This window comes from Bacillus sp. Marseille-Q3570, assembly GCF_946151055.1.
Taxonomy (GTDB): Bacteria; Bacillota; Bacilli; order Bacillales; family Fictibacillaceae; genus Pseudalkalibacillus.
The window spans coordinates 58317-72053 of record NZ_CAMGYZ010000007.1 but is presented as its reverse complement, the minus strand read 5'-3'; the positions used below and the strand labels follow the sequence as shown (position 1 = coordinate 72053).

19 protein-coding genes, 1 tRNA gene and 1 riboswitch are annotated in these 13737 nt (G+C 41.9%); of the genes, 3 read left to right on the top strand and 17 right to left on the bottom strand.

Annotated features, from left to right (window positions below; genetic code table 11):
* Window positions 1–142 precede the first annotated feature (142 nt).
* Window positions 143–1804, top strand: coding sequence for an alpha-glucosidase (locus N8M93_RS12445; protein WP_261132293.1), 1662 nt, complete (start codon window positions 143–145; stop codon window positions 1802–1804).
* A gap of 156 nt (window positions 1805–1960) precedes the next feature.
* On the opposite strand, the gene N8M93_RS12440 is transcribed toward N8M93_RS12445, so the two are convergent.
* From N8M93_RS12440 to N8M93_RS12415, 6 genes are all read right to left on the bottom strand, one after another.
* A complete protein-coding gene (locus N8M93_RS12440) occupies window positions 1961–2866 on the bottom strand; it encodes a DUF899 family protein (RefSeq protein ID WP_261132291.1) in 906 nt (301 codons plus the stop codon).
* Between the two features lie 142 nt (window positions 2867–3008).
* Entirely contained in the window at window positions 3009–3164 is a 156-nt protein-coding gene (locus N8M93_RS12435) for a hypothetical protein (RefSeq protein ID WP_261132289.1), read from the bottom strand.
* Window position 3165: 1 nt separating this feature from the next.
* Window positions 3166–3537, bottom strand: a complete 372-nt coding sequence (locus N8M93_RS12430) for a nucleoside deaminase (protein WP_261132288.1) — start codon at window positions 3535–3537, stop codon at window positions 3166–3168.
* Window positions 3516–3830: a GNAT family N-acetyltransferase gene (locus N8M93_RS12425; RefSeq protein ID WP_261132287.1), complete on the bottom strand. Its 315-nt coding sequence runs from the start codon at window positions 3828–3830 to the stop codon at window positions 3516–3518. The genes N8M93_RS12430 and N8M93_RS12425 overlap by 22 nt, the downstream gene beginning before the upstream one ends.
* A gap of 32 nt (window positions 3831–3862) precedes the next feature.
* Window positions 3863–3985 carry a hypothetical protein gene (locus N8M93_RS12420; RefSeq protein WP_261132285.1) on the bottom strand — a complete coding sequence of 41 codons (123 nt, stop codon included), beginning with the start codon at window positions 3983–3985 and terminating at the stop codon, window positions 3863–3865.
* A 76-nt stretch (window positions 3986–4061) separates the two neighbouring features.
* Complete coding sequence (locus N8M93_RS12415) at window positions 4062–5630, bottom strand: alkaline phosphatase family protein (protein WP_261132283.1); 1569 nt, start codon at window positions 5628–5630, stop codon at window positions 4062–4064.
* A 180-nt stretch (window positions 5631–5810) separates the two neighbouring features.
* Here N8M93_RS12415 and N8M93_RS12410 point away from each other — a divergent pair, with 180 nt between their 5' ends.
* Entirely contained in the window at window positions 5811–5990 is a 180-nt protein-coding gene (locus N8M93_RS12410) for a hypothetical protein (RefSeq protein WP_261132281.1), read from the top strand.
* Between the two features lie 294 nt (window positions 5991–6284).
* Here the strand turns inward: N8M93_RS12410 and N8M93_RS12405 are convergent, their stop codons facing one another.
* The 5 genes from N8M93_RS12405 to N8M93_RS12385 all read right to left on the bottom strand — a co-directional run bounded on the left by N8M93_RS12405 (window position 6285) and on the right by N8M93_RS12385 (window position 9772).
* A complete protein-coding gene (locus tag N8M93_RS12405; RefSeq protein ID WP_261132280.1) occupies window positions 6285–6593 on the bottom strand; it encodes an iron-sulfur cluster biosynthesis family protein in 309 nt (102 codons plus the stop codon).
* Window positions 6526–7500, bottom strand: coding sequence for an L-serine ammonia-lyase, iron-sulfur-dependent, subunit alpha (sdaAA, locus tag N8M93_RS12400; RefSeq protein WP_261132278.1), 975 nt, complete (start codon window positions 7498–7500; stop codon window positions 6526–6528). Before sdaAA ends, N8M93_RS12405 begins: the two co-directional genes overlap by 68 nt.
* Before the next feature lie 16 nt (window positions 7501–7516).
* Entirely contained in the window at window positions 7517–8014 is a 498-nt protein-coding gene (locus N8M93_RS12395; protein ID WP_261132277.1) for a serine dehydratase beta chain, read from the bottom strand.
* A gap of 138 nt (window positions 8015–8152) precedes the next feature.
* Window positions 8153–8255: riboswitch (glycine riboswitch) on the bottom strand.
* Between the two features lie 204 nt (window positions 8256–8459).
* On the bottom strand, window positions 8460–9566 hold the full coding sequence (locus N8M93_RS12390) for an NADH:flavin oxidoreductase (protein WP_261132275.1): 1107 nt from the start codon (window positions 9564–9566) through the stop codon (window positions 8460–8462).
* A 131-nt stretch (window positions 9567–9697) separates the two neighbouring features.
* Window positions 9698–9772 (bottom strand) — tRNA-Gln (locus N8M93_RS12385).
* A 121-nt stretch (window positions 9773–9893) separates the two neighbouring features.
* On the opposite strand from N8M93_RS12385, the gene N8M93_RS12380 reads away from it, so the two are divergent.
* Entirely contained in the window at window positions 9894–10154 is a 261-nt protein-coding gene (locus tag N8M93_RS12380; protein WP_261132274.1) for a DUF6154 family protein, read from the top strand.
* A 15-nt stretch (window positions 10155–10169) separates the two neighbouring features.
* Here N8M93_RS12380 and N8M93_RS12375 read toward each other — a convergent pair whose 3' ends face one another.
* The 6 genes from N8M93_RS12375 to N8M93_RS12350 form a co-directional block, all read right to left on the bottom strand.
* A complete protein-coding gene (locus tag N8M93_RS12375; RefSeq protein ID WP_261132273.1) occupies window positions 10170–10418 on the bottom strand; it encodes a hypothetical protein in 249 nt (82 codons plus the stop codon).
* Window positions 10419–10532: 114 nt separating this feature from the next.
* The gene (locus tag N8M93_RS12370; RefSeq protein WP_261132272.1) at window positions 10533–11396 is read right to left on the bottom strand and encodes an STAS domain-containing protein; all 864 of its coding nucleotides are present in this window, start codon (window positions 11394–11396) and stop codon (window positions 10533–10535) included.
* A 140-nt stretch (window positions 11397–11536) separates the two neighbouring features.
* Complete coding sequence (locus tag N8M93_RS12365) at window positions 11537–12262, bottom strand: class I SAM-dependent methyltransferase (protein ID WP_261132271.1); 726 nt, start codon at window positions 12260–12262, stop codon at window positions 11537–11539.
* Between the two features lie 3 nt (window positions 12263–12265).
* Entirely contained in the window at window positions 12266–12598 is a 333-nt protein-coding gene (locus N8M93_RS12360) for a nucleoside triphosphate pyrophosphohydrolase (RefSeq protein ID WP_261132688.1), read from the bottom strand.
* A 79-nt stretch (window positions 12599–12677) separates the two neighbouring features.
* Window positions 12678–13196 carry a hypothetical protein gene (locus N8M93_RS12355; protein WP_261132269.1) on the bottom strand — a complete coding sequence of 173 codons (519 nt, stop codon included), beginning with the start codon at window positions 13194–13196 and terminating at the stop codon, window positions 12678–12680.
* Window positions 13186–13737 (bottom strand): hypothetical protein, encoded by a 552-nt coding sequence (locus N8M93_RS12350; protein ID WP_261132268.1) that lies wholly within the window; start codon window positions 13735–13737, stop codon window positions 13186–13188. The genes N8M93_RS12355 and N8M93_RS12350 overlap by 11 nt, the downstream gene beginning before the upstream one ends.

The following is a 13737-nucleotide window of genomic DNA, read 5'->3' as shown; positions in this document are numbered from 1 at the left end:
TCCCTGAAAATTTAAGCCCCGATAAGACATTGCAATACAAAAAGGAAAGAGGTATCATAAGGATATTGACTAATGCAAACGCTTGCACTAATTTGTAAAGATCGATAAGAGAAAAAGAAACAGCATTAGAGGAGAGAAATATATGGCTAAAAAATGGTGGAAAGAAAGCGTTGTTTATCAGATTTATCCACGCAGTTTCAAAGACAGCAATGGCGATGGGATCGGCGATATTCAAGGCGTGATTTCAAAATTGGATTACCTGAAAGATCTTGGCATCGATGTGATCTGGATTTGCCCGATCTATCAATCTCCTAACGCCGATAACGGCTATGATATCAGCGACTACAAAGACATCATGGATGAATTCGGCTCGATGGAGGATTTCGATCGATTATTGGCTGAGACCCATGAACGCGGAATGAAATTGATCATGGACCTTGTCGTCAACCATACCTCTGATGAGCATCCATGGTTCATTGAATCGCAGAAATCAAAAGACAACCCATATCGTGATTACTACATTTGGCATCCGGGGAAGGATGGCCGTGAACCGAACAATTGGGAATCGATTTTCGGCGGTTCCGCATGGAAGTATGATGAGAAAACAGATGAGTATTACATGCATATCTTTGATATAAAGCAACCTGATTTGAATTGGGAAAATCCAAAGGTCCGTGAAGAAGTGTACGACATGATCAATTGGTGGCTTGATAAAGGCATCGATGGTTTCCGTGTCGATGCAATCAGCCATATCAAAAAAGTTCCCGGATTCCCTGATATGCCGAATCCCGACAATAAAAAATACGTCCCTTCTTTCGATGGTCATATGAACCGTGAAGGTATCGATGTCTTTCTTCAAGAATTGAAGAAAGAGACGTTTGATAACTATGACATCATGACAGTCGGTGAAGCTAATGGTGTAAAAATCGAGGGTGCGGAAGATTGGGTCGGCGAAGAAACCGGGTACTTCGATATGATCTTCCAGTTCGAACATATGGGACTTTGGCAGAAAGGAAATGACACGTCATTCGATCTGACCCAGTTTAAGAAAATCCTGACTGATTGGCAAAAAGGATTGGAAAATCGCGGATGGAATGCACTTTATCTTGAAAATCATGATCAGACCCGCTCGGTGTCCCGTTTCGGCGACGATCGGAAATATCACAAGGAATCCGCAAAAGCTTTGGCCACCTGTTACTTTTTAATGCAAGGTACACCTTATATCTATCAGGGCCAAGAAATCGGGATGACGAATGTGAAATTCCATTCTATTGAGGAGTACAATGATGTCGGGATGCTGAATTTTTATGAAGAGGGAATCCGTAACGGAAAAGCTTCAGAAGAATTGATGGAGGTCATCTGGACGAAAGGCCGCGACAATTCCCGGACACCGATGCAATGGAACGGAAGTGAATACGCTGGATTTTCGAATTCCAAACCGTGGATCGGGGTCAACCCGAACTACACCGATATCAATGTGGAGAACCAACAGGATGATCCGAATTCTGTCTTGGCCTATTACAAAAAATTGATCCAGGTGCGTAAGGAAAACGATGTGCTTGTATACGGAAACTATGATTTATTTTTACCGGAGCATCCGAAGCTTTATGTATATAGCCGTTCCGTTGACAATCATAAAGCGCTGATCATCACGAACTTATCCAGTGATGAAGCGAAGTTTGATTTTAATGAGGTAAATGTTGGTTCGGACAGAGGACTTCTACTCACCAACTATGATGAGATCGACGATAGTGGCGAAGTAGTAACTCTAAAGCCTTTCGAAGCAAGAGTGTATTTATTTTAATCGATAGGCTTTGGTGATTTCAGCGAAAGTTGATCAATCCATAAAGAAAACTAAGGAAAGCCAGGTATGATCGTAAGCTTTGCCTTAGTTGGCCATATATAGAAGAAATTAAATGTAAATGCAGGGCTGTCCAATAATTTTGAACAGCCCTTTTTATTATCGATTGCTACTCTCAAAAAGGTGGAACTTCATGCCGTAGGGGTCAGCAACCATGATACTTTTTTCATTGTATTCCTTCGTAATTTCACATCCGTGGTCCAACAACTGCTCTTTCATGCGTTCAAAATCATCGGTCGAAAACTCAAAATACACATTGTTTTCATCCGCTCTTTCCATATAAAAATTAGTACCGTTGAAAGATAATTTCGTTTCATTCTCCAAGGTTCTTTCTGGTTTCATGCCGATTATTTTCTCGTAGAATTCAATAGCAGCGGGGTAATTTTGCACCTGGATTGCGACATTGTTTGTCAGCTGCAGTGATGATCTTTGATTGATTTTACGGTTCGGCTGGAAGGAGCCCTCACGACCCGGCAATAGATCGAATAATGGCCAAACCGAACAGAAGTCATCTCCAGGCCCGAGGGGTGCATTCGCATAGTGAAAGATCTCACCATTTTCGTTTTTACGGAAGGTCGAAACGCCCGGATGATACGAGCCATCTTTTTCATAACCCATATCCACCTTAAAGGTGGTCCCTTTCGTCGAGATCATCGGGAACCTCCACCCGCGTTCTGCTGCTATATCGTCCTGAACACTTGGGTCATCCGGTGAACTTACAACAAAGGCAGCCCGTTCGATCAGATGATGATAGACACCATTAAATCCATCAGCCCATAACGTGCAATAGTTACAGCCCTTCCCCATATTGTGGATGACGATCAGTTCATCCTTGTCAAGAAATAATTCCTCAAGTGTTACTTCATCATTTTCTTTACTTCTGAATCTGTAGTTTTCAACCCGCTCTTCGGGTACTTCTCTCCTCAATTCTGCCAGCTGCTTTTTCTTTTTCAGGAGTTCTTCACCTAATTGGTTGATTTCTTCAATCAAGGTTTGCGCTTGCATAAAAAAAACCTCCTAATAATTTTAGAATCCACTACGTAAATTCTGCATCGATCAGGAGACTCCTTTTTTAAAATGTAAAAAGATGGATTCGATTATTTTCTCAGTACTCCCTTTAACAATGCCATGAAAAAAACCAATGAAATTACGGTATGACCACTTCTGGCCAGTGATTACGTTTCCCTCTCCTTAGATCCCATCGAATCATGCGGTCCCGTTGGAGATTTGCCATGTCTTCAAAAGGCATGGAAGTGGTATTGATCTTATTGTATCGTTCTTCATATCTTGGATGTTGTTTCAATTCACGAAAACCCTCCAAAGTTATCATCATCCAGTGCCCAAACCACTCGTTTGATGTTAGCAAAATAAATGGCACCCGAACACATGACACAAGGCTCGACAGTCGTATACAACGTGAATAGACGCTCATTAGATGATTTAATCATATCTCCCCCCGCTTTACGGATCACATCAATTTCTGCATGAGCAGTGGCATCCATTACCGAATGGACCCGGTTTCGTCCACATGCAAAAATTTCACCTTCGGAATCTACCAACACAGCTCCGATCGGAATCGTTTCCGCTTTTTCTGCTCTAGCTCCCTCTTCCATTGCTATCTTAAGAAAATGCCGATCACGTTCCAGTTCATTGATCATTTCAATTCTTTCCTCCACTTTTCGATCCTTCTGCCATCCAACTCGCCGTCACTGTATTTTTCAAAACCTTGTTTTTCCCAAAAACGTTTACCTGGAATGTTTTTATCTAGAATAGCCAAACGAATTTCAGTATGGCCGTAGCTTTTCAATTTCTCTTCTAAACGTGCAAAAATCGAACTCGCTATACCCTTTCCTTGAAAACCACTATGTAAGACGAACAACCCGATCCAGGGGAAGCCATCTTTAGGATTCTCCCGCAAGTAATCGATAAGCCCGATCCCATCTTCTCCAAATTGAACGATCCAACGCATCGAACCTAATCGTCCACTTTCCTCATGTTCTTTTAAAATATCCTCACATCCAACATTGTTTTATCAGATGCCCATAAATTGTACTGATGGTTCGAGTTCATGATCTCCAGCTCTGTTGCGATCATGATCGTAGTATTAGGTATGAACGTAAACATTCTTCCCTCTCCTATTATTTTACCTGCCCTAAGAAATCTTCTTCGGGATTTGTACCATTTTTCCCTTTGATCACGTTCATTTTGTAATCGATAAAATCCATTCTTTGAAGTCTATGACACGATCAAATTGTGGAGCTTTTGATGTACCAGTAATGATTAGTGGCGTCACGGAATCGGCTTTGTGCAAGGATCCATGCCCACCGCCACCGATGTGTGTCGGGGTGTGGGAATCGACAAACTCGTACCCAGGTCTGGCATCCACGATGATGAATCTTCCTTCATGGGAATGTAGTGCACCATAGAGTCTCGCCAACCCATCAGGATAATCGCCATAGTAAATCTTTCGTCCATCCTTTACTTTAAGATCCATTACAGAGAAATCTCCGTCCAACTCCCATGATTGCTCATAATCATCTATAAAATTGCTGCCAGGGGCGAAGGTCAGCGTTTTATCAGAACCTGGAGCTATCACATGATTTTTCCTCTCATTTTTCCAGGCGATGAAGCTGATCCGCTCATCTTTTTTCAATTCAGTAACAACATCTTCTATAGACACCTGCTGATCCTTTAGATAGATATAGGCCATTCGCTCGTTGACTGCCAATACGATCTGATCATTCTTCACGATCGGACTTCCGATTTCCCAGATGTCGAACTTTTTTAAAAGGTCTCTCAGTTTGATAAGAGCATCTTGTTTCTCATCTTTTATCTTCGATTGAGCACTATCCCCATACACCAGCCAGGTGACTTTTTCAATCGCTTCATCCCAACTATCATAAACATTCAGTATAGATTGTAACTGCTCATCGAACTTAGCGATGCCTTCGAGATCCATCGGTCCTTTTTCATGTAAAGCTTGATCCATATCTGAAAAATAAGCGAGCGTGAAATCTGGGAGCTGGTCACTTTTAATCAGATGTTCCAGTTCTTTAGCTGAAAACTTATCATTGAAACCCATCGCCTGCCAGACATTGTTATTCAACCGGTTCTCTGGATTATGGTATGAGACAGCACCCAACGACAACACAGGTGGCCCAGTTACTATGGTGTTCTTTGGTATCATGTTGAAAATTTGAGCAAACTGTGGGATCTGTAGTACATGCTCATGTTTCCCGCGGAAAACGAGCCCGTTGATGGAGGCTGAATCTTTTTCATTGTTGGACAATTCCTCATATAGGGTTTGCGTGGCACCATTCAAATGGTTTTGATTCAAGTTGATCAATCCATCCTCAACTACCTGGTTGACGCCAATCCGGAAAATTTCTCCTTTTCCGCTACCGTAATTGATCAAACGATTCTCATCCTCATCAAACCAAACAAGTCCCGGCACTTCATGCTCATTGGGATAGGTTCCTGTCAAAAGTGTACTGTCGATGGTTACAGACATGGTTGGATAAGAGGTGATCACTCCAGATTGCAGCTGTCCTTTTTCGATCAAAAATTCCATGGCTGGCGCTTTGCCTTTTCTTATTGCTTGCTGTAAAGGTTTCTCCATCAAAGAATCAACCAGTAAAAGCACAACTGGCTTAGAAGACGAACCATTTGAATTTTTCTCGAACGCATTAGGTGATGTGGCAAACCCGAATACATATGTGGCAAATATAATCAGTAAAATACTGATGATTAATAAGCTGCGTTTTACCATTACACGTTTACATCCCTTGTCAGCAATTTATTCTTAGGGTACCCAGATTGCTTTATCCTATTTTTCGTCTTTCTGCTTTTAACATCTAAAAATGGGATTGTTCTACTAACATGTTGAGGTCACGGAAGAACACAATAAGTAATGTCTTTCGTTCACTTGAGTAAAGGAGGTATTTACAAAATGAACAGAAGAAACATTCAATGGCTGCCAATCATCGCATCTGTAGGTATTGGTGCTGCTGCTTACAACATGATGTCTGGAAAACAAACTGGACAATTGCAGAATATGATTCCAGGAATGGGAAATATGGGTGGGATGGCTGCTGGTCAGTCTAACCAAACAACAAACCAAATGCAATAACCTTAACGAAGTACTGACTTGAACCGGGTCAGTACTTTTTGTTTCTTGTGCACTTGAAATCATCTTGAGCAATTCCGAGGGCATCTTGAGCAATTTCCAAGGCATCTTGTACAATTCAGAGGGCATCTTGTACAAATTCAAAGTCATCTTGTGCAATTTAGTAAAATAGACGCACGTAACTAACGTGGCAGATTTAGTCAAAAGGAAGAAGTGCGCGCAATTCTTTCTTAAATGTATGGACTTGAGCATTTCCGTTTTCCCCCACAAAAAACCACCCGGCACTGCGGGCGGCTTTTAAGCAAGATGACATTCAAGTCCCATCGGACCCCATTCAGATTCGAATACGAAGCCTGTCTCTGGATGGTGATCCAAGGTCAATTCATCATCAAGATTTCGTTTTGTAAAATGATCGACGTAGAACTCGACCCCTGCTGATTGGATGACTGAATCACTCTTTCGTGGATCGTCTTCAATCAATTTGAATTTCATCATCGTTCCGCATCCACCCTGCATTTCAGCATCGATACGGAGAATTTTATCTGTTGCCAACTCCAGCTTTTTCAGTTCGTGAAGTGCCATTTCCGTTATGATGAGGTTCATCATGATTTCCTCCTCCCAGTCGATTGACAAGACCGGTTTTTGAGAATAGCCGCTCTTTCACCTTCTGACCTGTCGGCGTGATCGCCAATCCTCCTAATGCTGTCTCTTTAAGAGGGCGCGGCATGTTCTTACCAATATCATACATCGTATCGATCACTTCGTCACATGGTATTCTGCTTTCCACGCCAGCGAGTGCCATATCTGCTGATGAAAATGCGATTGATGTTCCGATGACATTCCGTTTGATGCATGGTACCTCAACCAACCCAGCGACAGGATCACAGACTAGCCCGAGCAACGATTTCATCGCCATTGCTGTAGCATGAACCGCTTGCTTAGGTGATCCACCTTTTAACTCCACGATCGTACCTGCTGCCATCGCAGTTGCAGAGCCGACTTCAGCCTGGCAACCGCCTGCTGCACCGGATATGAATGATCGGTTGGCGATGATATAACCGAGCATACTCGCCGTGAACAACCCCATGACCAGATCATCGAGCTCCATATCGGTATTTTTATGAAGGGAAAACAATACACCTGGCAAAATCCCAGCCGCACCAGCTGTCGGGGTAGCAACGATCACACCCATTCGGGCATTGCTTTCTGAAGTCGCCATTGAGCAAGCCATGGCATCACTGATGATCGATCCAGATAAGACGTCCCCCGCTTCAATATAGGCTTTCATTTTCACGGCATCACCGCCGGAAATTCCGCTCGGTGCTTCTGATGCGTCCTTTAAACCTTCTTCAACTGCATGCTGCATCTTCATCAATCGTTCTTTCATCATGTCAAAAATCTCTTGCTTCGACTTTCCTGATTTCAAGTGCTCCTGCTCGATCATCGCTTCAGCTATCGTCTTATTTTCACGTTCGCAAAAGTCGAGTAGATCAGCTGTTGATTGGATATCCATACCGCTCACCTCCCTTTCATGCAACCTCTTCGCCCATACGTCGGACAATCTTTTTCAAATCGTCAAATGTACTTACCGTCATATCTAATTCTTTGTAATTGTTGATCCTGAAAATCTTAGCAAGTCCTCCACCTACAGACGCACCACCGATGACCATTTTATTCGTACCCAGTTGAACGGTCAGAATCGCGACATTCGGGTGATCGAACTCCTTACAATTTTGCTCTAACACGAACTCATGGTTCAGATTTGCATCTGAGGCAAATTCGTAGGCATGTTTGATCCGAGTGTCTTCTGTATCGAAGCCTAGTAAACCGCCAAGGATAGCTTTATCTGTACCATGTCCTTGATAAGTTTCCGCAAAAGAATCGAATAACTTGATTTCAGCATGTTCCGGCACACCGCCTAAAAGCTCATAGGCAGCCCTGCCGATCCAAACCGCGCCTGCTGTATGTGAACTTGATGGACCGACCATGATCGGCCCGATAATATCGAAACAACTATTGTAGCCCATTGTAACGCCTCCTTTTTTAGAGAGCTTCTATTTACACAAAAATAAAAAGGACAAAGAAGGTGATTTCACCCGCTCTGTCCTTTATACCTGAGAGATTATTGGTTACCCCTTTGGTGGCTTTCGCGCTCTCCAGAGATGCGTCCGATCGCAGTTCGTTTACCTGAGAGATTTGTTCCATGGTTTTCTGGAACTTGCTCCTTCGGTGTCGGTATTGAATGTCCGACTCTCCCACGACCTTCATTCGCATATTATTCATTTTATACCATTATGTCGGATTTAAGGGGGATTTGTCAATAATTTTAGAAACCGCTTACACCTATTAAAGGAAACTTCGCAAAGCAAAGCCTTTGGTGCAGGCTGAACCTTAGTTGCGCTTATACTTTCTTTATGCGTGAAAAAGGAAATTGCCATGTACATACTTTACGACGTGGCAATCTTTCCTAATCTATCCAGTAATGATTTCTTCCTTCAGTTCAATATCTTTGATTTCAGCTTTCGGCATTAGGATTTTCTTTGCATTGAATTCTTTTAAAGTCGCTTGCTTTCTGACGCGATTCGGTGCATCCGGGTTGGCCAATGCAGTAGTTCCAAGGCTGATAAAATCCGCTTGTTCTTGATCAATCAGTTTCCGAGCTTTCTCAGGCTCCCCTAATCCGCCATTAGCTATGACCGGGAGACGGCTGAATTCTTTGGCTGCCTTAGCCAACGTTTTCGTTCCAACTCCAAAGCCTGGTTCAGAACCATCTCCGTCCGTAACATGAATGTAATCAAGGGTGGTTTCACCAAGCTGTGAAAAGATCGTAAATGCATCTTTTTCACCATTTGGCCATTTATATTCCTGATCAGACACTTTCCCTTGTGAAATTCGAATCCCCACCATGAATTCATCTCCAACTGCTTGCCGAACAACGTCGATGATTTCTAGCATGAATTGAAGTCGATTTTCAAGTGAGCCACCGTACTGGTCCTCTCGATGGTTCAAATAATCTGTCAAAAATTGATCGAGTAAATAGCCATTTGCTCCATGGATTTCGATACCATCGAATCCAGCATCTTTGGCATAGACAGCAGCTTTTCCAAAGGAACTCTTCACATTTTCAATCTCATCCAGCGTGATTTCTTTCGGCTCTTCATACGGACCAAATCCACCGTAAAAAGGAAGCTGTTCCCCTTTAGGAGTGATTGCGGACGGACCGACCGTTTCATCTGTAAAACGGTTCCCTTGTGCTTGACTCCCAGCGTGCATGAGTTGTGCGATTATTTTAGACCCATGATGTTGAACTGTTTCAACAATTGATCGCCATGCTTCCATTTGTTTTTCGTTCGCTATACCAGGTTGGTTGTGATAGCCCTGGCTGTAGGACTCATCGAGATAGATACCTTCGGTGATGATCGCCCCGAAACCGCCTTTTGCATATCGTTCATAATACTTTTCCATCCGATGATTCGCTTGTCCGTCGGCTTCCGCACTTACACGGGTCATTGGTGCTACCATATAACGGTTCTTCATTTCAACTTTACCTAGTTTTCCTGTATTGAATAAAGGATTCATTATCAAACTCCCTTTCATAATGTTAGTGGATAAACTTTATTTAGTTATACCTAACACTAACAAGCCTCATTCATTGAATCAAGGGTTCAGCTCAAACAAAAAACACCCGCCATTGGGTGTCAATTTATGTATGGCTGGGCTAGCTGGATTCGAACCAGCGCATGACGGAGTCAAAGTCCGTTGCCTTACCGCTTGGCTATAGCCCACTAATGTTGAACACATCTTCTATTATGAATATAATTTTAAAAAATATGCGAAAAAATTTCAAGATTTTACAGGTGAATGATGGGCGTCGTCAAGGGCAAATTAACCTTGAGGTGATGATAGATGAAACTTGTAGATGAAATTTATGATACCTTCAAATACCATTTTTCAGCTGATGAAGAAGATATGTATCCTATCGTCTACGGACTGATGGAAGCCAAATCACGAGAAGAAATTTTAGAGCTACTAGAAGAGTTGTCCAATGAAGAATTAAATGAAATGATCTCGCTATTTATTCTAGAACAGTTACAGAAAAAATTAGCAGAAGAAGGCATCGGCCGTGTAACCCTTGGGCAGGATTACACAGACGATTTCATTCAATGACAGGGAAGCCTGCTCTTATTGTTGGTATTCCTGTTCTGCATTGAAATCTTTTTTGTACCTATCAAACAAAGACGCCATTCCAACGCCAAATATCGCTGATGCAAATGATTGATATCCCTTTAAAAGCAAATCCACAATGAGGATTGTAAGTAAAAAAACAATAAACAACGCATACAACCCAAACACATTTTTCGTCTTAATGAGCTTCCTCCATTCGTTGATCAGTTCAAAAAACAGAATAAGTCCGAGCATAATCCGTTCCAACCACAAGTCCTCAGCATTGGGCATTCCGATTGGAGTGACTAACCATTGTAACAAAAGTAAAAACAGAACGATGTTCCAGTTGATGTATTTATTGATACGATCCTACCTTTCTGATTATTTGATGGTTTCTTCGCGTACTAAACCATAGCCCAGCGCATCCAGTGCTTGTTGTAACGAGGTATAGATATTCAATTCCTGAAGATCGATACCCAAATTCACAGCCGTTATTGCAACCGCTGAGCGTATTCCAGTAATCAAAGCTTTGACACCAAGGAGTTTAAGCGTAGTGACCAGTTGGAAAATATGATGCGCGACCATCGTGTCAACCACAGCAACACCAGATAAATCGATGACCAGGCGATCTAATTTCAATTCCTGGCAACGCTCTAACGCTTTTTCTTGTATGGATTTTGCGCGATGTGTATCAATATCACCTATGAGGGGCAAGACTGCTACACCTGAAAACAAAGGGACGACCGGAACGGAGAGTTCTAGCAATGTATTTTGGTACCTGTTTGCCACTTCCAGATTGTATTCTACATAACTTTTGCTGTATCCAAATACTGCTTGATCCAAAACTGGATCCAAGTTGTTCGCTACTTTAATGATCGTTTCTCCACTTAGCCTTTCTTGTTTTGCAATCTCCGCAATGTATAGCCAAATCGCTTTCCGGTAATAAAATGTATTTTGAAGGGCCTCGGTGATTGGAACCTCTTTTACGACAGCTTCTTTCCCTTTTTCGCTCCCCCAACTGATCGCTTCATTGAAATCAGCAGGATCACTTCCCTTCAAATTGGTACCGATCAATTCCACCAAACTCAAGGCTCTCTCTTCCAAAGCATCCCTCATAAAGAACTCATTATCGGTTTGGACAGCTTCCAATCGTAACCTGACGATATCATCAGCAATCTTCTGTTTATTTTCTAGTATTTTTTCTGCTACAAACGTAACCTTGTCGGTCTCTTCTACTTGATTCATTTCGCTCACACCCCTAATCTAATAATTTTCTAAAATAGCTTTCTCCAATAAAACACAAAATTCCTGCAAAAATTTTCATGTACCTGACACCATTTAATACCCCTTGCTACACAACACTTTCTGATCGGTGCCTGGCACTTCTAGCGTTTTTTTGCCGCTAAGATCAGGCATAGCGGTATCCGTTTGCGCCGTTCATATTCTTCTACTGAGCTGAACCGGTGTCGTTCCGGGGTTCCTTCTTTCAGGTTTTCCAGGGAAAACCCTACTCCGATTAATACGCTGACATATTGTTCTGTGGTTCGATGATATTTGGTTACAGGCTGGTTGACCCATGGTTCTGTTCGTTCTCCTTGACTGAAATAATCATCCACAAACCAGTCTGTACGTTGGGTTCCGTCAGCACTTTTCGTTGAAGCTGTTATAACAGGATGCTGTACACTGAACACAAACCTTCCACCTTTTTTCAAACCATGATGTACTTTTTGAAAAAGTTCTGATACATCAGCGATATAATGGAAGACGAACCTTGAAACAACCAGATCATACTTGTTCGCTTCAATTTTGATATCATTCAGATCAGCACGTTCTACGGTTGCTATTGTATCCTTCAAATTCCGTTCAGCCTGTTCAATCATCTTCTCTGATCCATCCACTCCATGATAGACTGATGCTCCTAAAGAGAGAAGCTCAGCCCCGAACTGGCCATCGCCACATCCAAGATCAAGAATGTCCGTGCCGCCAACTTCTCCGATCAAGGACATCAGTGCTGGGCCTTCCAACACATTATTTGGGCTTTCTGCTCTGTTCCGCCTTTTTTGAAACTGTTCAAAGAAATCATGTTGATCATAATAGGAAGAGCCGCTCATCCTTTACTTCCCACTCCCATTTACATCGATTAAGAATATACGTTCAGAAAAAGCACCCCGTTTTTCAGCTTTGTTCTTTCGTACTGACTCCAATTCATCGACAGTGAAGCCACGTGCTTTTGTCAAAGCATGGATGACCTCGATCAAATCCGCCAATTCTTCAAGTGCGTCTTCAGTATCTACTGCTCCCTGATATTCCTTAAGTTCCTCAAACGCTTTTTCCTCTAATGCTTTTATGTACGCCATTTCATCTAAAATACGTGCCTGGTAAGAATCTCCACCATTTTCAATTATGTCAGGAATCCGATCTCGAACCAACTTGTTATAAACCGGCATAGCCATCGCCCCTTCAGTTTTTTTCATCTGACTCACCTATTCTCCAAAAAAGTACTACGCTATTTTCCGAAGGAATGATTTACTCTAAACCATCGAAAGGATAGAAAACTTCAGTTCCATCATCTAAAATCACACTAAGTTGTCCAGCATTAAAACTTGTCTCTTCACTCAGCATAGGGAGGTACCAGTAGGAGGAATCCACATTTGTCCTGATGCTGAAGTCACCGTTTTGGAACTTTATTTGTTTGATTTTCATTGGATCGGCATAACCGTACAGAAATCCTTTATTTCCAATTTCGATCACACTGAAATTATCGATTCGAAAAATCGTATCTTCCGCACGATTCATGATAGCCGGGGCACTGGTACCATCCAATTTCCATCCAAGTAACCCTTTAGAATAGTGATCACCGTGAATCATTTGATCAGATTGATATATCACTAAATGATCATTGGTGGAAATAGGTACCACGTCCAGAACATCCTTTCCCTCCAACACTTTTTCAATTGTGGAATTCTGAAAATACGTGTAACCCCAAAAGGCAAGTGCAACAGCAATGAAAATCCCGATCATTCGTATTAAACGCTTATTCACCATTATCCGTTATCCTATCATCATCAGGATATTCGATAACTTTGTCTTTGTCATCCTCTTCTAACTGTTCTAATATATTCTGTTGGACTGGTTTACCATGATCCAGCTTTTCTTTTGAAAACGTGAAAATTTCATCATACAGTTCAGAAGAGCTGCCTACACTTTTATAAAAATCTTCTCCTATACCTTCATTAACATCAATTACTGTCAATCTGCCATCCTCTAGAAGTTCAATATGGTATCCATTGAATTGAGTTTCAGTTTCAAGCATTACCTGAATGGATTCTGCATGTTTAGACTTAAGTATCTCGATTGCTTCCTCTGAAGAGACACTTTCAAATTTCACATTATCCAGGATTTGATAAAGATCACTGATTTTTTCCTGTTCTTTGATGGAACCTGTAGAAACATTATCGATGTTAATTGAAAAACTTTCTATCTTTCCTTCTTCAAATAAATCTTCTATGTCTTTTGCTGCTCCTTGTGAACATGCAGCCAATAATGCAATCACACAAACTAGAATTATGTATCTAAAGATAACCAA